18 protein-coding genes are annotated in these 23,411 nt (G+C 58.1%); 10 read left to right on the top strand and 8 right to left on the bottom strand.

Annotation, left to right across the window (positions count from 1 at the left end):
* Positions 1-244: 244 nt before the first annotated feature.
* Complete coding sequence (locus WCA10_RS14470; RefSeq protein ID WP_472823242.1) at positions 245-406, bottom strand: hypothetical protein; 162 nt, start codon at positions 404-406, stop codon at positions 245-247.
* 669 nt (positions 407-1,075) lie between these two features.
* Here WCA10_RS14470 and araD point away from each other — a divergent pair.
* The 3 genes from araD to WCA10_RS14455 all read left to right on the top strand — a co-directional run bounded on the left by araD (position 1,076) and on the right by WCA10_RS14455 (position 6,399).
* The gene (gene araD, locus WCA10_RS14465; RefSeq protein WP_472823241.1) at positions 1,076-1,795 is read left to right on the top strand and encodes an L-ribulose-5-phosphate 4-epimerase AraD; all 720 of its coding nucleotides are present in this window, start codon (positions 1,076-1,078) and stop codon (positions 1,793-1,795) included.
* 235 nt (positions 1,796-2,030) lie between these two features.
* Entirely contained in the window at positions 2,031-4,961 is a 2,931-nt protein-coding gene (locus WCA10_RS14460) for an ATP-binding protein (protein WP_472823240.1), read from the top strand.
* The gene (locus WCA10_RS14455) at positions 4,954-6,399 is read left to right on the top strand and encodes a sigma-54-dependent transcriptional regulator (protein WP_472823239.1); all 1,446 of its coding nucleotides are present in this window, start codon (positions 4,954-4,956) and stop codon (positions 6,397-6,399) included. Before WCA10_RS14460 ends, WCA10_RS14455 begins: the two co-directional genes overlap by 8 nt.
* Positions 6,400-6,419: 20 nt before the next feature.
* Here the strand turns inward: WCA10_RS14455 and otsB are convergent, their stop codons facing one another.
* A complete protein-coding gene (otsB, locus tag WCA10_RS14450) occupies positions 6,420-7,277 on the bottom strand; it encodes a trehalose-phosphatase (protein WP_472823238.1) in 858 nt (285 codons plus the stop codon).
* Between the two features lies 1 nt (position 7,278).
* The gene (locus WCA10_RS14445) at positions 7,279-9,669 is read right to left on the bottom strand and encodes an alpha,alpha-trehalose-phosphate synthase (UDP-forming) (protein WP_472823237.1); all 2,391 of its coding nucleotides are present in this window, start codon (positions 9,667-9,669) and stop codon (positions 7,279-7,281) included.
* Positions 9,670-9,938: 269 nt separating this feature from the next.
* On the opposite strand from WCA10_RS14445, the gene WCA10_RS14440 reads away from it, so the two are divergent.
* From WCA10_RS14440 to WCA10_RS14425, 4 genes are all read left to right on the top strand, one after another.
* On the top strand, positions 9,939-10,715 hold the full coding sequence (locus tag WCA10_RS14440) for an MlaE family ABC transporter permease (protein WP_472823236.1): 777 nt from the start codon (positions 9,939-9,941) through the stop codon (positions 10,713-10,715).
* Positions 10,715-11,554, top strand: coding sequence for an ABC transporter ATP-binding protein (locus tag WCA10_RS14435; protein WP_472823235.1), 840 nt, complete (start codon positions 10,715-10,717; stop codon positions 11,552-11,554). The genes WCA10_RS14440 and WCA10_RS14435 overlap by 1 nt, the downstream gene beginning before the upstream one ends.
* Before the next feature lie 130 nt (positions 11,555-11,684).
* On the top strand, positions 11,685-13,082 hold the full coding sequence (locus WCA10_RS14430) for a zinc dependent phospholipase C family protein (protein ID WP_472823234.1): 1,398 nt from the start codon (positions 11,685-11,687) through the stop codon (positions 13,080-13,082).
* A 117-nt stretch (positions 13,083-13,199) separates the two neighbouring features.
* On the top strand, positions 13,200-14,381 hold the full coding sequence (locus WCA10_RS14425; protein WP_472823233.1) for an acyl-CoA dehydrogenase family protein: 1,182 nt from the start codon (positions 13,200-13,202) through the stop codon (positions 14,379-14,381).
* A 60-nt stretch (positions 14,382-14,441) separates the two neighbouring features.
* Here WCA10_RS14425 and WCA10_RS14420 read toward each other — a convergent pair whose 3' ends face one another.
* Positions 14,442-14,672, bottom strand: coding sequence for a hypothetical protein (locus WCA10_RS14420; protein ID WP_472823232.1), 231 nt, complete (start codon positions 14,670-14,672; stop codon positions 14,442-14,444).
* Between the two features lie 415 nt (positions 14,673-15,087).
* Here WCA10_RS14420 and WCA10_RS14415 point away from each other — a divergent pair, with 415 nt between their 5' ends.
* Positions 15,088-16,365 (top strand): metal-dependent hydrolase family protein, encoded by a 1,278-nt coding sequence (locus tag WCA10_RS14415; protein ID WP_472823231.1) that lies wholly within the window; start codon positions 15,088-15,090, stop codon positions 16,363-16,365.
* A gap of 3 nt (positions 16,366-16,368) precedes the next feature.
* On the opposite strand, the gene WCA10_RS14410 is transcribed toward WCA10_RS14415, so the two are convergent.
* The 4 genes from WCA10_RS14410 to WCA10_RS14395 form a co-directional block, all read right to left on the bottom strand.
* Complete coding sequence (locus tag WCA10_RS14410) at positions 16,369-16,602, bottom strand: hypothetical protein (protein ID WP_472823230.1); 234 nt, start codon at positions 16,600-16,602, stop codon at positions 16,369-16,371.
* A gap of 17 nt (positions 16,603-16,619) precedes the next feature.
* Positions 16,620-17,747 carry an aminofutalosine synthase MqnE gene (mqnE, locus tag WCA10_RS14405; RefSeq protein ID WP_472823229.1) on the bottom strand — a complete coding sequence of 376 codons (1,128 nt, stop codon included), beginning with the start codon at positions 17,745-17,747 and terminating at the stop codon, positions 16,620-16,622.
* A gap of 272 nt (positions 17,748-18,019) precedes the next feature.
* Entirely contained in the window at positions 18,020-19,810 is a 1,791-nt protein-coding gene (locus WCA10_RS14400; protein ID WP_472823228.1) for an OmpA family protein, read from the bottom strand.
* Positions 19,811-20,077: 267 nt separating this feature from the next.
* Entirely contained in the window at positions 20,078-20,653 is a 576-nt protein-coding gene (locus WCA10_RS14395; RefSeq protein WP_472823227.1) for an NADH-quinone oxidoreductase subunit B, read from the bottom strand.
* 269 nt (positions 20,654-20,922) lie between these two features.
* Here WCA10_RS14395 and WCA10_RS14390 point away from each other — a divergent pair, with 269 nt between their 5' ends.
* Positions 20,923-22,311, top strand: a complete 1,389-nt coding sequence (locus WCA10_RS14390) for an ammonium transporter (RefSeq protein ID WP_472823226.1) — start codon at positions 20,923-20,925, stop codon at positions 22,309-22,311.
* Positions 22,312-22,382: 71 nt separating this feature from the next.
* On the top strand, positions 22,383-22,721 hold the full coding sequence (locus WCA10_RS14385; RefSeq protein ID WP_472823225.1) for a P-II family nitrogen regulator: 339 nt from the start codon (positions 22,383-22,385) through the stop codon (positions 22,719-22,721).
* Positions 22,722-23,411 lie beyond the last annotated feature (690 nt).

Here is a 23,411-nt window from a genome sequence, read left to right as displayed (position 1 = left end):
TCTACGCTTCGCCACACACCTCACGATGTGCCACGCAAGACTAGAGGTCAGGATGGATTCGCTATTTCCTTTCCTGCAGGGACTTGCACCCCTGCAACACGTCGGTTTATCCCGGCGCACGGCGGTTGACCGCCTACTCCGTCGAAACTCATCGACTCCAGATGAGTTTCATTCAAATAGGTGGGTCGCAGACCCATGCAGAACTCGGTAACTCACAAAAGGTCGAGGCGGTCGAGCACATCGGCTAGTCTGCGGCGAGCGGCGCGGAGCATGTAGGCGAGCGTCCGATGCTGCAGCCGAGGGCGGCGGCGGTGACGGCGTGGCCTTGGCGGTCGCGGTAGGTCATCAGAAGGGCGAGCTGGTGTGTGGTGTCCAGCGTGGCAAGCGCTTTTTCGAAGTCGATCACTCAGACGTTGCGGGCCTCGGCGTCTGTCTCGCGGCGTTCTCTCCATCCGGCGCGGGCGAGGAGGGTGGTGCGGCCACACTTGAGGGCGGTGCGCTCCCCTTTCCAGCCGAAAGATGCATCCTGTCAACCCCATCCCGCGAAGATTCCCGCTAACCCCCTGATCCCATTCGCCAAAAACTTCCCGCCGTTTTGCAGGCAATTACCAGCCCTTGGCGCACAATGAAATTGAAGTCGAAAGAGCGCAACCGATAGCTCCTTCAGCCAATCCATCTTCCGAACTCAAACTTCGTACTCAAGCGCGCAAAATTACGCCCGTAAGTCCTTTGCGAAGAAATATCTGCGGCCTAACCCCTTTCGCACAAAGATTTTAAAGGCCTGTCCACTTGTCAACCACTTTAGAATGATCACCTTGCATCCAAAGACGGGGTGGGGGAGGGGGTGGCGGTTCGCGCCGGTACGGACCGGGGAGATAGCTGACATTTTGAACCGGGGACATTCCTGACACTGCCATGAGGAGCGAGGCCAATGGAAAATCCTCATACCCTGGAGAGCGATCGGGGCGATGAAAGAGAAGCCGCGTTCGGTGTTCGGCCACGCGAATGCACTAAACTGTCGTTGATTCTCACCGAGAGGGATTTCTTTAGCCTTCCCTCCGCAGCAGGAAGCACGATGCTCCTCGAGTCATTACGCCAGCAGGTTCTTGAAGCCAATCAGGAAATCGCCCGCCGCGGTCTCGCCCCGCACACCTTCGGCAACGCCAGCGGGATAAGTCGTCCCGGTATCGACGGCTCCGGGCGGCAACCTCTTGTTGTCATCAAGCCCAGCGGCGTCGATTACGCCACCCTCACTCCCGCCGATCTCGTCGTCACCGATCTCGACGGCAAAATCGTCGAAGGCCACCTGCGTCCCTCCAGCGATCTCGACACCCATACCCTCCTTTACCGCGAATTTCCGCAGATTGGCGGCATCGTCCACACGCACTCCGAGTTCGCAACCTCCTGGGCCCAGGCATGCCGTCCAATCCCGTGCCTCGGAACCACCCACGCCGATTACTTTCACGGCCCCGTCCCCCTCACCGAGCCCCTCACCGCCGAAGAAGTGGCTTCGGGCTATGTCCGCAATACGGGAGTGGTCATCATCCGCCGCTTCCGCCAGGATCGGCTCGACCCGGTCGCCGTTCCCGGAGTTCTTGTGGCCGGCCACGCCCCCTTCGCCTGGGGAAAGTCGCCGGCGGAGGCCGTTGAGCATGCCGACGTCCTTGAGTACATCGCCAGGCTCGCCTTTCGCGCCACCCTCCTCAACTCCGCCGTCGAACCCATCCCCGCCCACGTCAGCGACCATCACTACCGTCGCAAACACGGCTCGAAAGCGACCTACGGACAGCGATAGCTTCCGCTATCAGGCACGCGACAAGGCGTACCGAAAAACTGCGCAAAACCGGCGAATTTTCTGGAAGTCGCCATGGTTAAGGGCGATACGGATTTCGGTAGGTCAATTCCTCCGCACGTATTGCACCTATTGTTTTCTGCATTTTTCGTGGAAATCCATATCGGTCAGGTTGACATCATGACCGCGGAAACGTCTCTATCTTGCGCAATCTGCTTGATTTGCCAGGATGATACTGATGGGCGTGAGTCGTGATCCGCATGGCAACCCGCGTGCTTTCACTCCAGTGAAACGCGAATCTCTCGGTATGGAAACGAGCCTTTTCAACCGGTTGCAGGCGACACTGCTGGCCCTGGCGACGGTCGGCCTGGTGATCCTTGCCGTGTTGAATTTCCGGCAGGAAGCGAACTTCCAGCAGCCCGATGATGGCGTTTGGTGGGTTGAAGCGAGAGGCGGTCTGCTTGCCACCAAGGTTATTCCCGATAGCCCCGGACAATTGGCCGGTATTCAGAAGGACGACCTGCTCACCGCGGTCAACGATATAAAGGTCTCCCGGATTGCCGGATACGAGCGGGAACTTTTCCGGTCCGGTGGCGCCTGGTCCAAAGACAGCTACCAGATCACGCGCGACGGCACGGCTCTTGATACCCCGGTTGTCGTCATTCCGGAGCCATCCGACCGCAGCGTCCCACAGGCTTTACGCTTCATCGGCCTGATCTATCTCGCCATTGGCGTTTACGTGCTCTTTCGTCGATGGACCGCGCCGCGCGCCCTTCATTTCTATCTATTCTGCCTCGCATCGTTCGCGCTCTACGGTCTCGCCTTTACCGGGCAACTGGATTCGCTCGACTGGACCGTCTTCTGGGTTGGTGTGATCGCGGGAGCCGTTCAACCCGCGCTCTTTTTGCATTTTGCCGTCAGCTTCCCTGAAGAGCGGTTCAAAGGAGCCCTTCGCCATTGGCTCTCGCCGCTGCTCTACCTGCCCGGCATCGGCCTTTTTGGCCTCTGGGTGATGGCGTTCACGCGCTGGCAGGCGACGGGACTGTTGAAACATCGGCTCGATCAGGCTGGAATCGCCTATGACGCAACATTCTATGTGCTTGCGGCGATCCTCTTCTCGGTCAGCTACAGCCGTTCAAATACACCCCTTTTGCGGCAACAGTTGAAATGGCTGTATCGCGGCGCATGGCTGGCGATCGGGCCGTTTACCGTTCTCAACGCCATCCCCTTCCTCCTCGACATTCGCATGCCGAGCCTGCTCACCAAGCTCGCCGGCCTTTCTCTCGTCTTCCTTCCCTTGACCTTCTGCTGGGCCATCATCCGCTACCGGCTGATGGATACGGACCTGATCTTCAAGCGCGGCGTGGCCTATACCCTGGCAACCGCAACGCTGGTGGGCGGATACTTTGGCGCGATCGCTCTGAGCACCGTGATCGTTCATCAACGGCTTCCGCTCCCCGCGGCCGTTCGGGAATGGGGTCTGATCGTTGCGATCATCGGCACGGCTGCGATCTTTGATCCTTTGAAACGCCGCATTCAAGGTTGGGTCGACAAGGCATTTGACCGGCAGAAGTACGACTACCGCAAAGCGCTGGTCGAGTTCGGCAGAGGTCTCAGTTCCGAGACCAACATCGAGGCTCTGCTCAGCTCCATCGTGGAACGGCTGCCGCGCACCCTCCTCGTATCGCGCGTTGCAGTCTTCCTCGCGCAACCTTCGGGAGGCATGCGGCTCGCCGCATCGCATGGTCTCCTCTCCGCAGCCACCGAACGCAAACTGGCCCTGGGCTTCCTCGACTTCGATCGCGCGGCGCTCGATCATACCCACATCTTTCTCGAGAACGCACAGCAGGCGCTTCATCTGCCGCCCGAACAGCAGCGCGCGGCCTCTTTGCTCGATCTGAACTATTACCTGCCCTGCCGCGTGCAGGACGGCTCAACCACGCGCACCATCGCCGTGATTGGGTTGGGACGCACCATCGGCGGCGACTTTCTGTCGAGCGAAGACGTTGAACTACTCGAATCGCTGGCAAGCTACATCGGCATCGCCCTGCAAAACGCAAGCCTCTATGCGCAGCTTGAAGTCAAGATCAGCGAGTTCGAGCGGCTGAAAGAGTTCAACGAAAACATCGTCGAATCGATCAACGTCGGCATTCTCGCGCTGGACCTCGACGACCGCATCGAGAGCTGGAATGCGCAGATGGAAGCCATGTATGCCGTGAGCCGCGGTGAGGCTCTCGGCCAGAAGCTCGGCACGGTCTTCCCGGACGAGTTTGTGTCCGCAATCGAGGGCTTCCGCAACGAGCCGGGTGTGCACCACTTGTATAAGTTCCACCTCACCACCAAGGCCGGCGAACAGCGAACCGTCAACATCGCGATTGCTCCCCTGCTCTCGCGCGACTTCGTCATTGTGGGTCGCATCGTCCTGGTAGACGACATCACGGAGCGCGTTTCGCTCGAGACACAGCTGGCACAGGCCGACAAGCTGAGTTCCATCGGCTTGCTCGCCGCAGGCGTCGCGCATGAGATCAACACGCCGCTCGCGGTGATCTCCTCTTATTCTCAGCTGCTCTCAAAACAAATGCGCGGCGACGCCCGTCTCGGCCCCGTGCTCGAAAAGATTACGCAGCAGAGCTTCCGCGCCTCTGAGATTGCCAACGGCCTGCTAAATTTCTCGCGCACCTCCACCACCGAGTTCCGCGAAACCAATCTCAACCAGGTCATTCGCGATACGCTCTCGCTGCTGGAGCACCAGTTCAAGACTGCGCAGGTCGTCGTCGACACCGAACTGATCGAAAATCTGCCGCCGATTCACGGCAACCCCGGCAAATTGCAGCAGGTGTTCCTCAATCTTCTTCTGAACGCCAAGGAATCGATGCCCGGAGGCGGAAGGTTGCGCATCGCCACGCTCGTCAATGGACACGTCGAGGCCGTTGTTTCCGATTCCGGTTCCGGCATCGCGCCGGAACATCTGAAGCGCATCTATGATCCGTTCTTCACTACAAAAACCACGCCCAGACCAGGCGAGAGACGTGGCACAGGTCTTGGACTTTCCGTTTCCTACGGGATTATTCAGGAGCACGCAGGCAAGATTCATGTCGAAAGCGCTGTCGGCGCTGGTACAACCTTCCACCTTGAATTCCCGCTCTTGAGGAAATCGGTACATGTCTGAAGTTGATCAGTCTTTAAATCTCCCTTCATCCGGTTCAATCTTCTCGTCCGGTTCCGCTGCGGGAAGTATTCTCGTCATCGATGACGAGGGCGGCATCCGCGAATCGCTCGAAGTGTTGCTTTCGCTCGAAGGCTATTCCGTCAAAACTGCCCCTGACGGCGAGCAGGGACTGCGGATGTTGGAGATGGAGAGTTTTGATCTTGTCCTGCTCGATCTCGCTCTGCCCGGCCAGAGCGGACTCGATCTACTCCCACAGATCAAGGAGCGCCAACCGGAGACGCCGGTCATCATGATCACCGCTTACGGCACGGTCGAAAATGTCGTCGACGCAATCCGGGCTGGGGCTGAGAATTTTGTTCAAAAGCCGTGGGACAATGAAAAACTGCTGGCTGATATTCGTTCTGCTGTTGCGCGCTACAAGGCGGAGGAAGAGAATCTTCAGCTCAAGCGCACCCTCAAGCAGCGCTACAACTTCGCCAATATTGTCGGCAAGAGCGACATCATGTCGCGTGTTTTCGACCTCGTCGCGCAGGTCGCACCCAGTCGCTCTACCGTTTTGATCCAGGGCGAAAGCGGCACCGGCAAAGAACTGATCGCCAAGGCCATTCACGCCAACTCACCGCGAAGGGACAAACCTTTCGTGCCCATCAACACCGGCGCCATGCCGACCGAGCTGCTCGAGTCCACACTTTTCGGCCACGTAAAAGGCGCATTCACCTCGGCGATCGCCTCGAAGAAGGGCCTGTTCGAAGTCGCCAACGGCGGCACGCTTTTCCTCGACGAAATTGCCACCATGGGCTCGGACACGCAAGCGAAGATTCTGCGCGTGCTGCAGGATCGCCGCTTTATGCATCTTGGCGGTATCCAGGAGATCCAGGTTGACGTGCGCATCATCGCCGCCACCAACATCGATCTGCGCCAGGCCGTGCGCGAAGGCAAATTCCGCGAAGACCTCTTCTATCGCCTCAATGTCATCACCGTCGACCTGCCGCCGCTTCGCTCGCGCCGCGAAGACATTCCGCTGCTTGTCAATCACTTCCTGGAGTTCTACGCCAACGAAAACGGACTCTCGCCGCGCAGGCTCTCCGCCGACGCATTGCGGGCACTGATCGACTATGAGTGGCCTGGCAACGTGCGCGAACTTGAGAATTCGATTGAGCGGGGCGTCGTGCTTTCGTCGGGTCCGATCATCGGATCGGAACTGCTGCCCGGTCACATTACTGGGCGCAGCTTCCAGGATGCGCTCCTCGAGCACAACCCTAATGCCTCGCTGTTCGACATTCTCGAAGACATCGAGCGTCGCATCATCGTTGAGAAGCTCGAGCGCTGCAACTGGAATCAGACGGACGCTGCGGAACAGTTCCACATCCCGCTCTCCACGCTGAACCAGAAGATCAAGCGCCTGAACATCGAGATCCGCAAACGCGGCCGCGAATAGAAGGATCGCTGAAGAGACTTTTAAACCCCGAGGCGGGTCTCTGTCGGCTCTGCAGCGCGCAGCGCCGGGGTTCCTGATCCGCTCAAGGCCATCTCCCACTGGCGCAAGAACCACCGCAGTTGGTCAGGCGGCTGCAGCCACACCTCCGCGGCGGTCTCGCGCCATTCTCTCCGCATCAGTACGCTTAGATGGGGATTCCGCGTTTGATTAATCGCGCAGAATGCGGACTCATCCGTGAGATCGTCTCCCAGATAAGTTACCGGGGTGTCCGGCTCCGCCTGCTCCACGATCGCTTGCACAGCACCGCCCTTATCACGCCCTGCGCGCAACTCGACGCCGGCTTCAAATGGCAGCAGAGACAACCCGCTCACCAGCGACGCCGGCTCAAACAGCGCCAGCGTCTTCTGCTCGATTAACTTCGCTTGTCGTTGAGTATGCCCGCGCCAGTGCATGACCACTGCATTGGGCTTGTCCTCGAATAGCCCGCCAAACGCATCGCGCCCGAGTCGCTGCCGCAACTCCTCAAGCTTCGCGCGCGCCTCCTCGGGAGCTTCCTGCAGTTCGCGCCGGCCATCGACGAGCAGCCGTTCCGCACCGTGCAAACCCCATACATCCACCGGCTTCGGCAACTGCAGCATAGGATTGATTTCGCTCGCAGGGCGACCTGTAATCACCGTCAACCGCGTACGCATATCTTTCTGAATAATCGCAAGCAGCTCGCGTACGCCGGCCCACGGCCGCGCTTCAAATCGATTGATGCGGAAATCGGCAAGCGTCCCATCGTAGTCCAACAGCAGCAGCGGAGCCTGAGAGCATTGCACCGAGTAAAAAAAGGTTTCCAGCTTCTCTAGTTCTATTTGCTTCAAATCCTGTCGCATTCTAAGCCATCTTACGGTAGGGGTCGATCGACACCACCGACTCTGTTCCAGGTCCGACGTAGGTCTCCGCGGAGTCCGGATTCTCAAGTCGAACATCCCGCAGATCACCAAGCACCATCGCGGCCCAGCGATAAATATTGTGTTCCATTACCTGCCTGCGCATCTCCTGCATGCGCAGCCTGCGTTCATCGCGAGGCATCTCGAGGCCGCGATGAATCGCTTCGCTCACCTCGGCAACATCGTAGGGATTGACGATGAGAGCATCACGCAATTCAACCGCAGCGCCGGTGAACTTGCTGAGAATCAGCACACCGTCTTCATCGTCGCGCGCGGCCACAAACTCCTTCGCCACAAGGTTCATTCCATCGTGCAATGAAGTTACCAGACAGACATCGGCGATGCGGTACCAGCGGTTGACTTCGTCGTGATTGCACTGGCGATCGATCAATACTACCGGCTTCCATCGCGATGTTTGAAAGCGATGATTGATCCGCCTCACCTCTTCATCCACTCTCTTGCGCAAGTCAGCGTAGCTCGGGATGCGCGTTCTGCTTGGCGCCGCAACCTGAACCATCGTCAACCGTTCGCGATGCCACGGATGCTCCTCGAGCAGTTCCTCAATCGCCAGCAATCGCTCGACGATTCCCTTTGTATAATCCAGCCGGTCCACGCCAACCGCAACGGTCTCCGCATGCACGTTGAACGCAGAAAGCAGGGCGCGACGCTCTTCCCCACGATCCTCTGCCCTTTCAGAAACAATCGCGCGCAGCGAACTTGGGATTCCTCCGCTGAAAGCCACGCTGACCGGATAGGGCCTGATCGCCGTCGTGTGACCCGCGCGCCGCGCCGTCATATGCTCGCGATCTGTACGCGCCTCAAGCACGCGGTCCACTGTCGAAAGAAAATTATGGCAATGCAGCGGAATATGAAAGCCGATCAGGTCAGCTCCCAGCAATCCATCCAGCAATTGGGCCTGCCAGGGACAGATGCCGAATGCTTCGGGATTGGGCCAGGGAATATGCCAGAAGATTGCAACACGGGCATCGGGCCTCGCCGTCTTGATGAGCCTGGGCAACAGCGCGAAGTGATAATCCTGCACAAAGACCAGCGGTTCCGCGTTGCCCTTCATCTCATCGAGAAGCGCCGCTGCGAACCTCTCGTTGACGCGCTGATACGTCTCCCAGTCTGAGGCGCGAAAGATCGGACGTGTATGCGCGATATGGCAAAGTGGCCACAGACCCTCATTCGCAAACCCGTCGTAATACCGCGACTCCTCTTCAGCGGAGAGCCACACACGCCGCAGCGTATATTTCGGATCGTCGGGCGGCACGCGCAGCCGATCGAACTCATCGACATTCTCGCGATCGGCGTCGCCGCTTCCGCTTGCCACCCAAACTCCGTCGCACGCTCGCAACACGGGTTCGATTGCAGTCACTAAGCCGCTGGGCGGCACCACGCAGGTCGTCTGCCGGCCTTCGCGAACGTGCATATACGGCTCCCGGTTTGAAACAACGAAGATCCGGCCGCTCGCCTTGGACCTCATGTGTACCGCGAGCCGCTCCGGCGTCCAGAAATGCTCGCCCGCATCGCGCAGGCGCGCTTCGGATGCCGCAGCCGCGCGTGCAGCAATCAGACTTTGGGCCATCGTCTCCACTTCTCGAGCGAGCGGACTGAAGATACTCAATTCCGTCGAACCTGGCGAAAGCCCCTTTTCGAAATGTCCCATGCGCAGCCGCCGCAGCCGGTCGGCCACTCGCATCAGTGGACGCAACAGGAACCAGCGCACCATCACAAAGGTTACGGTGACAATCAACACCACCGTCGCAACGATCCACCAGAAGCTCCTTCGCCACAGATCGTAACTCTGGTCCCGGATATATCCGGCGTCGACCAGGATGACCAATGCACCCACGAGGCGGTCTCCGTTGTGCAATGGAAACACCTCTTCCAACCACTGGATGTCGCCGGTGTGGCCGAATGCATTGACCTGACTACCCTTTTTAAGCGATCGCTCCACGTTGGTGCGCGACAATGACGCGACCGGGGTTTTTTTGGCAAGAGCTTCAAAGGGCGGGTGTACCAACGCGTCAAAAACGGCCGGAACGCCGGCGGAAGAAATCATGCGGCCCTGGGGATCGTAGACTCCAACGCCCAAAGCTCCGGTTTGAGCTTTCGCATTTTGCGTCAGCGCAGGAAGATCGCTGGAATTGTCCTGCGCGAAGGCCTGCTCTAGCTGAGGCTTGAGGCTTGCCCCCATCCAACTTGAACGCCACTCAAGTTCCTGGCGAAGGATGTGTTTATGCTCCAAAACTTCAAAATAGGTCGATGCCGCGGAAAGCAATGTCACGCCTGCAATGAGCGCAAGAATCAAACGCAAGCGAAACGAATGCATAATCCTCCCCTTAGATTCTCCAGCGGACACTACCCATTAGATGCACAACATAGATCGGCCGGCACGCTGAATGGAAACCCACAAAACCTCTAACGCGCTCAAGGACTTACCAAGGTCAAAGCAGATCACTGCCACAATCTCAGCCCGCGGACCCCATCTTCGTGCTGTGAGAGTGGCCCTAAATGTCTGCAGACGGCGCATCGGGATGCGCTATGCTGTGCAGAGAGGACAACTAGCCCTTATCCTGCAACTTACGGTGCGACAAGCTGATGGCATTCCAATCGGTCGAGAATACCGCCAAGAACATCGTCGAAACAGTGCAGGCTTATTCGCTTTTTGCCTATCGCGGCGTCACGAATATCTTCCGCCCGCCGATCTACTGGCCCGATTTTCTTGTGCAATCCGACATTATCGGGTTCGGTTCGGCTTCCATTGTGCTGCTCTCCGGCTTCTTTACCGGGGGCGTTCTGGCCTTGCAGTCTGCAGCTACATTATCTCAGTTTGGGGCCACCGCTGTCACGGGAAGGTTCGTCAGCACTTCAATGATCCGGGAACTCGGTCCCGTGCTCACGGGCATCATGGTTTCGGGCCGGAACGCCTCTTCAATGGCCAGTGAACTCGGCTCGATGGTTGTTACCGAGCAGATTGACGCCATGCGCGCCCTAGGCGTCGATCCCATGCGCAAGCTTGTGACCCCGCGCATCTTCGCCTGCGTGACCATGCTTTTCTTTCTCACCATTGTTGCCAACTTTTTCGGTATCCTGGGCGGCGCGGCGGTCACCGTCTTCATGAATCACCAGAACGCCACGCAGTACTTCTCCATGGCCTATGAATACCTCAGCCTTGGCGACATCATGCAGGGACTCATCAAGCCGCTCTTTTCCGGGTTCATCATTGCCAGTATCGGCTGCTTCTACGGGCTCAAGACAACAGGAGGAACCGAGGGTGTGGGCCGATCCACCATCAAGGCCGTCGTCGTCTCGTCCGTGCTCATCATCTTCATCGACTTCCTCGTCACCCAGGTCATGTTGACCATCTTTGGCTGATGACAAACTCCACTCCCTCAACCGCGCGAACGCTCGACAACGGTTCCGCAGGCACCGGACCGGTGCTTGAGTTTCGCAACGTCTCCATTGGTTTCGATCATACGGTGCTTGAGGACGTAAGCTTTTCGGTGGGGCCGCATGAGACGCGCATCCTGCTTGGCCCCGCCGGCGTCGGTAAAAGCGTTCTTCTCAAGCTTGCTAATGGGCTTCTCTGTCCAGATTCCGGCTCCGTTCATCTCTTCGGCGAAGAAATCTCGAGTATTCCCGAGCAGCAACTCTTTCACCTGCGCACTCGGACCGGAATGGTGTTTCAGGAAGGCGCGCTCTTTGACTCGCTTCCCGTGCGAGATAATGTTGCCTATCAGCTCATCCAGGAAGAGGTCCCCGATGAGCAGGTCGATGTTCGGGTTCGAGAGGCGCTTCGCTTTGTGGGGCTCGAGCAGACCTTCAGCCTCTATCCGGGCAGCCTTTCCGGCGGAATGCGGCGTCGCGTTGCCATTGCGCGCGCTCTGATCCACAATCCTCAGCTCCTGCTCTATGACTCGCCAACCGGCGGCCTCGATCCTGTCACGTCGACAACGATCATCGAACTCATCGTGAAGCAGCGCGATGTCTATCACACTCCGTCGGTGCTCGTTACGCACCGACTGCAGGACGCGTTCACGATGTGCAGCCACCGTTTCGAGCCCGCAGAAGAACGCATGGTGCCGCTGCCAGAAAACCAAACCGATCCGAAGACAACATTCCTTATGCTCTCCGAAGGTCATCTTATCTTTGATGGTTCTCTTCAGGAACTAGTCTCAAGCCAGGATCCCTTTGTGCGCGAGTTTATTGAGTAAGCGCGTGGGGGTTGCATACGCCAATTTCCGCAGAACCCAATGGGCTCATTACAATAACACACAGCAGCGCTGTCTCGCAGCGTTCCCTGTGGTCCTGCCATTGCGAAGGCGAATTATTCCCTGGAGATCTATGAGACGCGGGCACTTTCGAATCTTGGCGACGCTGACTCTTCTCGCTCTCGCGACGTGGCCGCGTTCAGCCTCGGCATATTCATTGCTTACGCACGAACAGCTTATTGACCTCACATGGAAAGACTCGATCGTACCGCTGCTTCTGAGTCGCTACCCCAACCTCACCCCAGCTCAACTCGACCGCGCCCGCGCCTACGCCTACGGTGGCTGCGTGATCCAGGACATCGGCTACTATCCCTTCGGCGATCGGTCCTTTTCGAACCTCACACACTATGTCCGCTCAGGAGACTTTGTTGTCAATCTTTTCCGCAATGCCCACGACGCCAACGAATTGGCCTTTGCCATCGGGGCACTCTCCCATTACATCGGCGACTCCATCGGGCACTCCGAGGCCACCAACCTTGCTGTGCCCATCGAATTTCCAAAGTTGCGCGCAAAATATGGCTCGTCGGTAAGCTATGGCGAAGGCAAGCACCAGCACGTGCAAACCGAATTTGCCTTCGACATCAACGAAATCGCGCATCACCGGGTTGCTCCTTTGCGTTTCCTGAGGCATATCGGCCTGCGAGTCTCGATGCGGCAGCTTGCTCTCGCCTTCTATCAGACCTATGGCATTACCGAAAATTTCGGATTCCGACGCGGACGCATTATCAACGTTAGCGACTATCGTTTTGCAGCGCGGACTTTTATTCCGCGCATTGCTTACGCCCTCACTCTGCTTCACCGCAGCAATGAGCCACCCGACCCGACTACGCCCGCAGTGATTGAACTCGAAAAGGAAGCGGCCGCTGTCGCCCAGGAAAACAACTGGCAGGCCTACCGGCATAAGGCAGGTATCGAGACTCATTTGCTGGCAGGCCTCATCTTCATCCTTCCCAAGATTGGCCCGCTCTCGCTGGTCAACATCAAGGGCCCCACTCAGAAGACTGAGGAGGATTACGCACAGAGCGTGGCTGTTGCAACCACGGATCTCCGCCTCGTTCTTGCGGCGTTCACTCCTGTCAACGCGCGTTCCACAGCTCCGCCTTCTCCGCTGACCAGCCTGGTGCAAAATGGACCCTCGGCCCTGATTCTGCGTGATCCCCGCCATCCGCTTCCAGACCGCGATCTCGATACAGGCCATGTGGTGCAGCCAGGAGGCTATTCGCTCACTGACTTCACATATGCCAGCCTGCTCCACAAACTGGTCGCAAAGCCGGACCGCCCCATCCCACCGGGCGTCAAGCACGACGTCGAGGCCTACTATTCCAATCTCAATCTCCCCATCGCCACAAAGAAGGATCCCGCACGCTGGAGCGAAGTCCTGGCCGACCTCAAAACACTTGCGGGCATGTCCACCAGCATCGAACCACAGCCATATCCAACCTACGGTGACGACGCAGCCGCGAGCGAATAGCGCGCTGTGCAGAAATCTTCGCATGCATCCCCGGAAAATCTGCCCCGCGCCATTCCCGCGCCTTCCGGAATCTGCTAGCCTTGCAGTTTCGGGCATCAAGAAGATTGGCAAGGTGTGATGATGGCATTCAAATTTCAGGGTTTTGATTTTCTCCACCTCGACTCGAATTTCAGTGAAGACGAACTTCTTGTCCGCCGCACCGCATGCGACTTCGTCGAAGACAACGTAATTCCCATTATTGAGGAGTGCTTTCGCACGGAACGCTTCCCGCGTGAACTCGTACCCATCATGGGCGAGCTTGGTTTCTTTGGCGCCAGCCTTGAGGGGTACGGCTGTGCCGGCATGTCCAACGTCGAGTACGGCCTTGTGATGCAGGAACTCGAACGCGGCGACTCCGGCCTGCGCAGCTTTGTCAGCGTGCAATCGGCGTTGGTCATGTACCCGATCTACACGTTCGGCTCGGAAGAGCAGAAAGACACGTGGCTGCCCGCGCTCGCCAGTGGAGAAAAGCTTGGCTGCTTTGGCCTCACGGAGCCGGGCTTCGGCTCCAACCCAGGAGGGATGACCACCACCGCACGGAAATCACGCGATGAATACATCCTCAATGGCGAGAAGATGTGGATCACATCCGGCAATATTGCCGATATCGCCGTCATCTGGGCGAGGGTTGAAGACGAAGACAATCGCGTTCGCGGCTTTTTGGTAGAGACCGACCGGCCGGGTTTCCGCGCCGATGCGGTCCACGGCAAGTGGTCGCTTCGCGCATCTGTCACCAGCGGCCTTTCACTGCAGGACGTGCATGTGCCAGCCACGAATTTACTTCCCGGATCGGGCGGCCTCAAGAGTCCCCTCATGTGCCTTAACCAGGCGCGCTACGGCATCAGTTGGGGCGCCATCGGTGCGGCCATGTCGTGTTACGACACTGCGCTCCAATACGCGAAGACCAGAAAACAATTTCACAACCAGCCCATCGCCTCGCACCAGCTTATCCAGGAAAAACTCGTCTGGATGCTCAGCGAGATCTCCAAGGCACAGTTGCTCTCGCTGCACGTGGGCCGCCTCAAGGACGCAGGCACCATCGGCCACCAGCACATCTCGATGGCCAAGCGCAACAATGTGTGGATGGCACTTGAATGCGCGCGCAAGGCTCGCGATATCCTCGGCGCTAACGGCATCACCGAGGACTACCCGATCATGCGCCACATGATGAATCTGGAATCCGTGAAGACCTACGAAGGAACGCACGACATCCATGCGCTGATACTGGGCCAGCACATCACAGGCATTGCAGCCTACTGATCCCCGGATTTTTCAATTCCGCGGCTGCACAACGACGCAGCCGCGCCCGCATGACAGGAATCAGGATTGCCCCTCATGATGATGTTCATCGCCAGAATGACCGTCTGAGCCGGCCTGCTGATGCTCGGGAGTCGCTTCCGCGAGTTCTGCCCCAGGAATGAACTCTTTCAGGCAATCCACGAGCTTCTCGAGCTTTCCGTCGCGGGCAAGCAGCTTCTCAATCTGTGCGCGAAGATCTTCACGTTCCTTGCTGGCCTGCTTATGCGCCAGCACATAATAATCGTTCTCCATGTTATGAGTCCTCGCGCAGATCATAACATCGCATTCGCCGGGGTTTAGCTTCGAATCATTGATTATCCGTGAGAAGTATCCCGACAGTTTGCATGAAGACCTTCATTCCTTCACAGCAGGCTATGAGATCGGTAACATGGTAGATAGGTACCTATGCGCGCGTCTTCTATGTTATTAAGTAACTATTGACGGTATTCAAGCTATGTTATACACAGCGTCTTTCCTCCGGGCCGATGAGAACCCGCGAAGTTTTTGGCGCTTGATCAGTCGCTTACGGTGGCTTTGTTGAATTTTCAAGGGCAACTTCGCGAATGCCCTGCCCGATGCTTCTTCCGTATCCTCGATTCTGCTGCCGCGCAATTCCTTCAGCGGCTACTGCTTCAGTTGCTATAGTCGTATCCATATTGGAGGCCCCATGCATCTGCGTTGCCTAGCCGCATCCTTGCTTTTCGCTGTTGTTCCGGTTGTTGTCAACGCACAGCAGGCTTCAGCTCCCATCGTTCTCCACGCCGCCCGGCTACTTCAAGTGGATACCGGCGCAATCGTCCAGCCAGGCGAGATTCTCGTGGAAGGCAATTTGATTCGTGCGGTCGGTACTTCCGTCGAACATCCGACTGGCGCAAAGATCATTGATCTCGGGAACACCACACTTATGCCGGGCCTCATCGATGCGCACGTCCATCTTTTTCTGCATCCGGGCGCCGAGGACCTGCAGACCGTAATCGAGTCCGTGCCATGGCGGACGATTCTCGCCGAGCAGGCCGCAAAAGACGACGTGATGGCCGGCTTCACCGCGGAGCGCGATATGGGCACGGAAGGCGCGGGTTCGGCCGATACCGCTGTTCGGAACGCAATCAACCAGGGAATGATTCCCGGACCGCGGCTCCGCATCAGCGGAAACGCGATCGATATTCTCGGCGGACACGAGGATGCGAACCGCTACAACCCGGCTCAGCACGTTCTTTCGAATGCCGACTACGCCAACTCGGCCGAGCAGATCGTTGAGGTCATGCGAGAGCAACATAAAGAAGGCTCGGACTTCGCGAAGATCTACGAAACCGGGCCGGACCGCATGGTTGGCGGGGTTTTGCAGACGCCGTATCAATACACTGCCGCGCAACTTGCTGCGGCGGTGGAAGAGGCACATCGCCTGGGCGTGTTTGTCGGGGTTCACGCGATGGGTGAGCCGGGAACCCTGTACGCAGCTGAGGCGGGCGTCGCCTCAATCGATCACGCAACACATTTGAGCGACGAAACCATCCGCCTGATGAAGGAGACGGGCATCTTTGCCGTGCCGACCTTCACCATCTTCGAATATTTTGCGCACCACCGCGACACCCAGGATCAGGCGGCGGCGGAAGCCGAGATGCTCGACTACAAGATCAAGGAATTCAAGAAGCAGGTGGCTGCCGGTGTGCCGTTCGCGGTAGGCTCGGACGTGGGTCCGTTTCCGCACGGCACACAGTCGCGCGAGCTTACGCTGATGGCTCAGTACGGCATGAAGCCACTCGCAGTACTGCAGGCCGATATGATCAACGGCGCAAAGCTGCTGCGCTGGGAGGGACGGATCGGCCAACTCAAACCTGGATACTTCGCCGACATAATCGCCGTGCCCGGCAACCCTCTTGAGGATATCTCCACCTGCGAGCATGTCAGCTTTGTGATGAAAAATGGAAAGGTTCTGCGTCAGTAGGACCTACGGAATGCGCGCCGCTGCTTTCGATGCGCGCTCGACTTCCTGTTTCTGCCGAGTGCGAATCTTTTCGAGTGCCTGGCGGAAGCGGAGCGGCTTTTCTGCTGCCAGTGAGTCCCGCACAGCCTTGCGATACCCGCCGAGGTAGATGGAGTAGAGGATGGCGAGCGAACATCCGATTCCCCAGAGGAATCCGATGCAAAGGCCCAGGAGACCGAACGCGCTGAAGTCGGACATGGCAGTACCGGCCTTTTCTAGACTGCGACGGTGAAGCTGTCTTCGCTGCGGGTGACAGCGTGATAGAGCGTGTCGCGTTCGACTGGAACGCGGCCGGCCTCGGTAATAAGCCGGCATAGCTCTTTGCGCGTCATACCCTGCGGAGTCGTTGCACCCGCGTCGTGGTAGATCTTCTCTTCAATGACGGTACCATCGAGGTCGTCAGCGCCGAAGCGCAGCGCAATCTGAGCGATCTTGGGCGTCATCATCTGCCAATACGCTTTGATGTGGGGGAAGTTATCAAGCAGTAACCGGCTCACGGCAATCTGCCGGATGTCGGTAAGGCCGGTCGTCACCGGCAGATGATCGAGAGGCGTGTTCTCAGGATGAAAGGCCAGCGGAATGAAGGTCTGAAATCCTCCGGTCTCGTCTTGAAGAGCACGAAGCTTGAGCAGATGATCGACGCGGTCTTCGTCGTTTTCAATGTGGCCGTAGAGCATGGTCGCATTCGACTTGAAGCCATGCTTGTGGGCCAGGCGCGCGGTTTCCAGCCACTCATCGCCGTCGATTTTGTGATCGCAGATAATGGAACGCACGCGGGTCGCAAAAATCTCGGCTCCCCCGCCGGGCATGGAGTCTACGCCGGCCTCGCGGAGTTTCACGAGCGTCTGGTCAATCGTCAGCTTGGCGCGGCGTGCAAGATAGGCGACTTCCACCATGGTGAAAGCCTTGATGTGTACTTTGGGGAACCGCTGCTTCAATCCGCTCACAAGATCCAGGAAATACTCAAAGGGCAGATCCGGATGAAGGCCGCCGACGATATGAAACTCCGTGACGGCTTCGCTGTACCCGGAGGCCGCGGTCTGCCACGCTTCTTCGAGCGCCATGGTGTAGCCCACGGGATCGTCTTTTTTGCGGCCAAAGGCGCAGAGTTTGCAGGCTGCAACACATACGTTGGTCGGATTGATGTGGCGATTGACGTTGAAGTAAGTCACGTCGCCGTGCATCCGCTCACGCACATGATTGGCCAGCCAGCCCACCGCGAGTACGTCCTTTGAGCGATAGAGGGCCAGTCCATCTTCAGCATCGAGACGTTCGGCAGCCCCTACTTTGGCGGCAATGGGTTCGAGCTTTGCGTCGTAGGTGCGGAAACCTAGAATCTGCATGTGTCGGGCAGCGTCAGCCTGCATGATTCGATGATACAGAATCGGCGTGAATTCGCCGAAATGCGCATCCCTGGATTCGCAGTTACAGGATCTCGCCTTTCCGGTCTGAACTTGCGCTGCGCAACTGGCCTTCCGCGAAGTCAGTATCCCCCATGGTCGTCGATGCTGATGATCCTACACAAAACGAAGAGGTTGACTGGATATCCAGCCAACCTCTTCTGATTGGAACCGGTCCTGAACCAGGCACGGAGGCCTGCTCCAGGGTTCAGGGTCTACTTCTTCTTCGGTGCTGCCTTCTTGCCGTGTGGCGCAGCTTTCTCGTTGAGAAGGGTTGCGGAGTCGGCAGCGTTGAAGGGATAGAGTTGCACCGACTGCTGACCGGTGTTGGTCAGGGAAATGTCGACGCGGCGGTTCTGAGCCAGGTAAATTACGCCGATCCTCTTCAGGACCTTCTTCTTATCGGCATCGCTCAAGTCAGGATTCTTATTGACCAGATCGGTCACTTCATCCTTTGTGAGTTCCTGCGTCTCGCCGAGGGCCTGCACTTCGATCGCGTCGGCTGAGACTCCCTGCGAGACCAGGAAGTCCTTGGCACGATTGACACGGCGTTCTGAGAGCGCCTGGTTATATTTATCCGATCCGCGCGGATCCGCGTGGCCGGTGAGGGTCAGGTGGGCATCCGGTTTGAATTGCAGGTAGCTCTTGAAGTCTGTCGCCAGAGTGTTCAGGATTGTCTGCTGGCTTTCGACCAAGCCACCCTCGGGATGCTTTTCGCGAGGCTGAGCTGTCGGGAAGAACACGCTGTGCAGTGCCAAGCGCTGTTCGAGGCGCACCTGTTCCGGTGACGGTCCGGGCGGAGGTGGCGGCGGCTGAATGGTAACGCTGGTGTTTGCCGTAGCCGTATGGCCCTTGTCGTCGGCTACGTTGCAGGTAATTTGCACCGGTCCGGTCGAAGCGCCTGTGGAGGAGTAGGTTGCCGTGGTTCCACTGCCGCTGATCGTGCCGCCGGAAGCCTGGTAACTGTAGGTCAACGGACGATTCTGCGGGCTGACACCCTGCGAGGTTACGGTCGATGAATCACCCGGTTTCAAGTCGGTTGGGTTCGCGGAGCAGCTCAATGTCGGCGGCTCGTATTCCTTCACGGTGAAGGTCGCGGTGCTCGAGGCGCTCTCCCACGGCTTCAGGCCTTCCTTGCCGGGCTTGCCCTCTTTCACTCCGCAGTTGACGGTATAACTACCAGGCGCCAGGTTGGTCGTATCCACCTTCGCCGTGGTGTCGCTTCCGGTCACTCCCTGTCCCGACCATGTGTAGATCACGTGGTCCTTGGGAAGGGTATTTCCCACGGTGGCGGTAACGGTGACCGGCTCTCCGGGGAAGATCGAATTGGGCTGGGCGGCACACGCGATTGTGACTGTCGGCGGAGGAGCCATAGTGCCAAAGCTCACGACGATGCCAGTGCTCAAACGCGCCATGTTGAAGTTGCCGCGCACAACCGGGAACATGTCGACGTGCGAGTACTGGTAATCGGCCTGGAAGACTCGAATTGCAAGATGATGATCGAGCCATGGAGTGTTGTAGTCAATGCCGCCACCGGCCGTGAGCACCATGCCCCACTTGTTGCTGTCGTAGTAGGTGGTGCTGACGCTCTCTCCACCGACCAGGGCATGTGCAAACGGAGTGATGTCCTCTGTTGGATAGCGGAAGATTAATCCTCCCGACCCGCCGGAGAACTGATCGTGCACGACCGCAGTATTGTTTCCGCCGTTCTTATGGAAATCGCCTTCCGCCTGGACGCCGAAATAGTTCGTGAAGTAGCGCGCCAGGCTCACGTCAGCGCAGCAGCTAATCGATCTCGCGTTGTCCTGCTGGGTCCCGTTATCGATAATCGATCCCTTGGGCGCCAGGTAGCTGTATCCAGCAAAGAGGTCCCATTTGGATGGGGCTTGAGCCGAAGCCGGTGTCGCCGGCTTTGCATTATCCTGGGCTGCCATGGCAAGCGGCAACAGACTCGTACATGCCAACGTCAAAGCCAGGCGGGTAAATTTTGAAACTTGCGAGTACATGCGTTTCTCCTCCGCAATCAAAAACTGAAAAACAGTTTGGAAATGGCGCTTCTAGCGGACCATTTTCCGGTCAAAAAACGATTCGGCTCCCTGCAAAATCACACTTTCCGAGTCAAGGACACACCACCAATAAACGTAACATAGGTTCCCGGGCCAGAATGCACTTTCTGAATGGGTTGACCAACTGGTATCCCCCGGGAGGTCTGTTGGAAATTCCCGCAAACTCCCGGTCTGGAACGGCGAAACCGAGAAAAGCGAGATCGCCGGCTATTCTGCGTTCAGCGTCTTTAGCAGGCTCCGTGGTTCACGCTGAATTTTCTCCTGGAGGAGTGTGATGGCATACATGAGTTGTTCGGGTCGCGGCGGGCACCCAGGGACATACACATCGACCGGGATCACCTGGTTAACCCCCTGCACGATGGCGTAGTTGTTGAAAACCCCGCCTGAAGTTGCGCATGCGCCCATGGAGATGACCCACTTCGGCTCGGGCATCTGGTCATAAAGCCGCCGAATGACCGGGGCCATTTTCTGGGCTACACGGCCGGCAATGATCATCAGGTCCGACTGTCGCGGAGAGGGTCGGAAAACCTCGGCACCGAATCGCGCGATATCGAAGCGCGATGCCCCCATCGACATCATTTCAATGGCGCAACAGGCTAGTCCAAAGGTTACGGGCCACACTGAACTTTTGCGCACCCAGTTTACGGCAAAATCCAGCGTGGTGAGAAACACGCCTTCCGGCTGCTCAAAACCGTAGTTGACTTCCTGCAGTTTGGCGCGATTCTTGGCGCTGCTTTCGAGCGCGCCGAAAAGGTAGCGATCGCGTTCCTGGAGGGTCCCCATGCCCTTATCTTACCTCTTTCTCCCATTCCAGGAGAATCCGACGCGGGTTGAAAGCAGCCGTCGGTCTAGTTCCCCGCCAATTGCGATACTTCACGCTGCACGGGTGCCTGACTTGCCAGCCGAGACCAATGGGTTATCCTTCAATGTTCGCGGAAATCAGCAGAGACCACGCAAGTCGGTTATCGCCGGCAGGAACCGTAGTCGCCCGCGAACGCCTCAAGCGCCTGACGGCCCTGAAGACCGCGGCTATGCCTGTTGTCGGAGTCGGAATGTCCAGTATTCGTTTCAGGATTTCTCTCTTCTCGTTTTTTGCGCTCGCCCCTTCTTTTCTCTGTGCGCAATCCTCTTCCCCTCCGGCCACTCAGGCAGACGTGAAGGCGCTTCAGGATGCGATCCTCGCTGCACGGATGAATGCCGACAACGCCTGGATGCTGGTCTCTGCGGCCCTGGTGCTTCTGATGACCGGGCCCGGGCTGGCTTTGTTCTACGGCGGGCTGGTACGCCGGAAGAACATCCTCGGCACCATGATGCAGAGCTTCGCGATGATGGGTCTGGTCACGATTCTCTGGGCCATCGTGGGGTACTCCCTGGCCTTCGCGCACGGCACAGGTTTCATCGGCGGATGGGAACACATTTTTCTGCGCGGCGTGAGCCTGGCGCCCAATCCCGACTACGCAGCCACAATTCCCGAGCAGACGTACATGATCTACCAGCTCATGTTCGCCATCATCACGCCGGCCTTGATCACCGGCGCCTTTGCAGAGCGCATGAAGTTCAGCGCAATGGCGTTGTTTCTTTCGCTCTGGTCGCTGATCGTCTACAGTCCGATGGCGCACATGGTGTGGGGCGTTGGAGGATTGCTGAACGCAAACGGAGGAAGCATTCCTTCGCTCGATTTTGCCGGTGGCACAGTGGTGCACATTACATCCGGCGTCTCTGCTCTCGTAACGGCCATATATCTGGGCAAGCGACTCGGCTATCCTCACACCAATATGCCGCCGCACTCCATGGTGCTGAGCTTCATCGGTGCATGCCTGCTCTGGGTGGGTTGGTTCGGGTTTAATGCAGGGAGCGCATTGGGATCGGGTCCGCTGGCCACCAGCGCCTTCATCAATACTCATTTTGCCGCTGCGGCCGCTGCGCTGGGCTGGACCATCGCGGAATGGATCCACAACGGCAAGCCGACGGCTCTCGGCGCGATCTCCGGAGCGGTGGCAGGGCTCGTCGCCATCACGCCTGCTTCGGGCTTCGTTCAACCCTTCTCCGCACTGCTGATCGGAATCGTCGCCGGGGTCTTCTGTGCATTCATGGTGTTCAAGGTAAAGAGCTGGTTTGGCTATGACGACTCACTCGATGCCTTCGGAGTGCATGGCGCCGGCGGAACCCTGGGTGCTTTGCTTACAGGCCTTTTCGCAACCAGAACCATCAATCCCGCCTTCGGTCCGAATGTGGCCACTGGCGCCATCGATGGACACTGGGGACAGTTGTTGAACCAGACCGCCGGAGTCGCTGTTGCCTGGACCCTTTCGGGCGTCGGCACCCTCGTCCTGCTGTTCCTTGTTGACAAGGTGATCGGACTTCGTGTCTCGAACGAGGACGAGAATCTCGGCCTTGACCTTTCTCAGCATGGTGAAGAAGGTTACGACCTGAATTCTTGATGAAATGTTGGCGCTGGATGTAGTCCACCAGCCTATCCGGCCTGATACGCTACCAGACGAGGCAATCAAGCATGCTCAAGATTGAAGCGATTATCCAGCCTTCGAAACTCGATGCAGTCAAGGACGCACTGCTCGAAGTCGGCATTGAAGGCATGACGATTCTGGAGGCACGCGGTCACGGTCGCCAAAAAGGCCATACCGAGTTCTACCGCGGCCGCGAATACACGGTTGACCTTCTCCCCAAGGTCAAGATTGAGATGGTTGTTCTGGACGCGATGAAGGAGAAAGCCATTGCCGCCATCGGCTCGGCCGCACGTACCGGAAGGATCGGCGACGGCAAGATCTTCGTGAGCCGGGTGGAAGAGGCGATCCGAATCCGTAACGATGAACGCGGCGAAACGGCGCTTTAGCTCCAACCGACCCCGCTTTCGCTGCAGGTCAAACTGCTAAGGTGGCCTGCAGCGTTCCCTTCCTGAAGCCTTTCGATTGCCTCCACAGAACTTCCGCGATTTTATCCAAACAACCCAATTCTCCCGCCCCGCTGGAAAATCGTTTATTCTGTTAAGTCAAGTTAATTGGCTTAGGGGTGCGTGTTTATTGGGGATTTGATGGTGTCCGTTGGACAGTGGACACCTTGCGAATTGTGAACGCCGCTGTTGATGCGGGTTCGGTGTCCGGGGTGGACACTCACACGTTAGCATAATTCGGTTGTGAGCGCGCTCACGTGTGAATCGTTCTCGGACAGTACCTTTGTGGGAGTGATGTGGGAAAGTAGGGCCGCGCGGAGCGCGGCCTTTTGCTTTTGCGGTTGCTGTTGCTTTTGCTTCTGGCCCAGCCTGCCGGAATAGTTGGACACTGCGCACGCGCGTCAAGGCTCCGCCGCAGCGGACGCGCCAGCGCTTGGCCTTGACGCGTGTGCGACGATGCGATCGCTTCGGGCTGGGCCGCTCTTTATGGTTTTTGCTTTTTATCGTCGTGCGGGCTTGTAGCTCGGCGGGCGCGAGGGTGCGCGGGGTTGCTTTTCGCGCGCTCCCGATGCGACGGCGGGAGCGAGCCGTGCGATGCGAGCGCCGCGCTGGCCGGGCGGCGGGAGTGAGCGC

Origin of the sequence: Occallatibacter sp. (assembly GCF_049582745.1) — a bacterium.
In the GTDB taxonomy this organism is placed as follows: domain Bacteria; phylum Acidobacteriota; class Terriglobia; order Terriglobales; family Acidobacteriaceae; genus Telmatobacter.
The sequence above is the reverse complement of the archived record's forward strand: the minus strand, read 5'-3'. Positions and strand labels throughout refer to the sequence as shown.

Coding starts and splice junctions, on each gene's coding strand:
- araD (WP_472823241.1), top strand. CDS start 1,076: ATGCTCCTCGAGTCATTACGCCAGCAGGTTCTTGAAGCCAATCAGGAA.
- WCA10_RS14460 (WP_472823240.1), top strand. CDS start 2,031: ATGGGCGTGAGTCGTGATCCGCATGGCAACCCGCGTGCTTTCACTCCA.
- WCA10_RS14455 (WP_472823239.1), top strand. CDS start 4,954: ATGTCTGAAGTTGATCAGTCTTTAAATCTCCCTTCATCCGGTTCAATC.
- otsB (WP_472823238.1), bottom strand. CDS start 7,277: ATGCGACAGGATTTGAAGCAAATAGAACTAGAGAAGCTGGAAACCTTT.
- WCA10_RS14445 (WP_472823237.1), bottom strand. CDS start 9,669: ATGCATTCGTTTCGCTTGCGTTTGATTCTTGCGCTCATTGCAGGCGTG.
- WCA10_RS14440 (WP_472823236.1), top strand. CDS start 9,939: ATGGCATTCCAATCGGTCGAGAATACCGCCAAGAACATCGTCGAAACA.
- WCA10_RS14435 (WP_472823235.1), top strand. CDS start 10,715: ATGACAAACTCCACTCCCTCAACCGCGCGAACGCTCGACAACGGTTCC.
- WCA10_RS14430 (WP_472823234.1), top strand. CDS start 11,685: ATGAGACGCGGGCACTTTCGAATCTTGGCGACGCTGACTCTTCTCGCT.
- WCA10_RS14425 (WP_472823233.1), top strand. CDS start 13,200: ATGATGGCATTCAAATTTCAGGGTTTTGATTTTCTCCACCTCGACTCG.
- WCA10_RS14420 (WP_472823232.1), bottom strand. CDS start 14,672: ATGGAGAACGATTATTATGTGCTGGCGCATAAGCAGGCCAGCAAGGAA.
- WCA10_RS14415 (WP_472823231.1), top strand. CDS start 15,088: ATGCATCTGCGTTGCCTAGCCGCATCCTTGCTTTTCGCTGTTGTTCCG.
- WCA10_RS14410 (WP_472823230.1), bottom strand. CDS start 16,602: ATGTCCGACTTCAGCGCGTTCGGTCTCCTGGGCCTTTGCATCGGATTC.
- mqnE (WP_472823229.1), bottom strand. CDS start 17,747: ATGCAGATTCTAGGTTTCCGCACCTACGACGCAAAGCTCGAACCCATT.
- WCA10_RS14400 (WP_472823228.1), bottom strand. CDS start 19,810: ATGTACTCGCAAGTTTCAAAATTTACCCGCCTGGCTTTGACGTTGGCA.
- WCA10_RS14395 (WP_472823227.1), bottom strand. CDS start 20,653: ATGGGGACCCTCCAGGAACGCGATCGCTACCTTTTCGGCGCGCTCGAA.
- WCA10_RS14390 (WP_472823226.1), top strand. CDS start 20,923: ATGTCCAGTATTCGTTTCAGGATTTCTCTCTTCTCGTTTTTTGCGCTC.
- WCA10_RS14385 (WP_472823225.1), top strand. CDS start 22,383: ATGCTCAAGATTGAAGCGATTATCCAGCCTTCGAAACTCGATGCAGTC.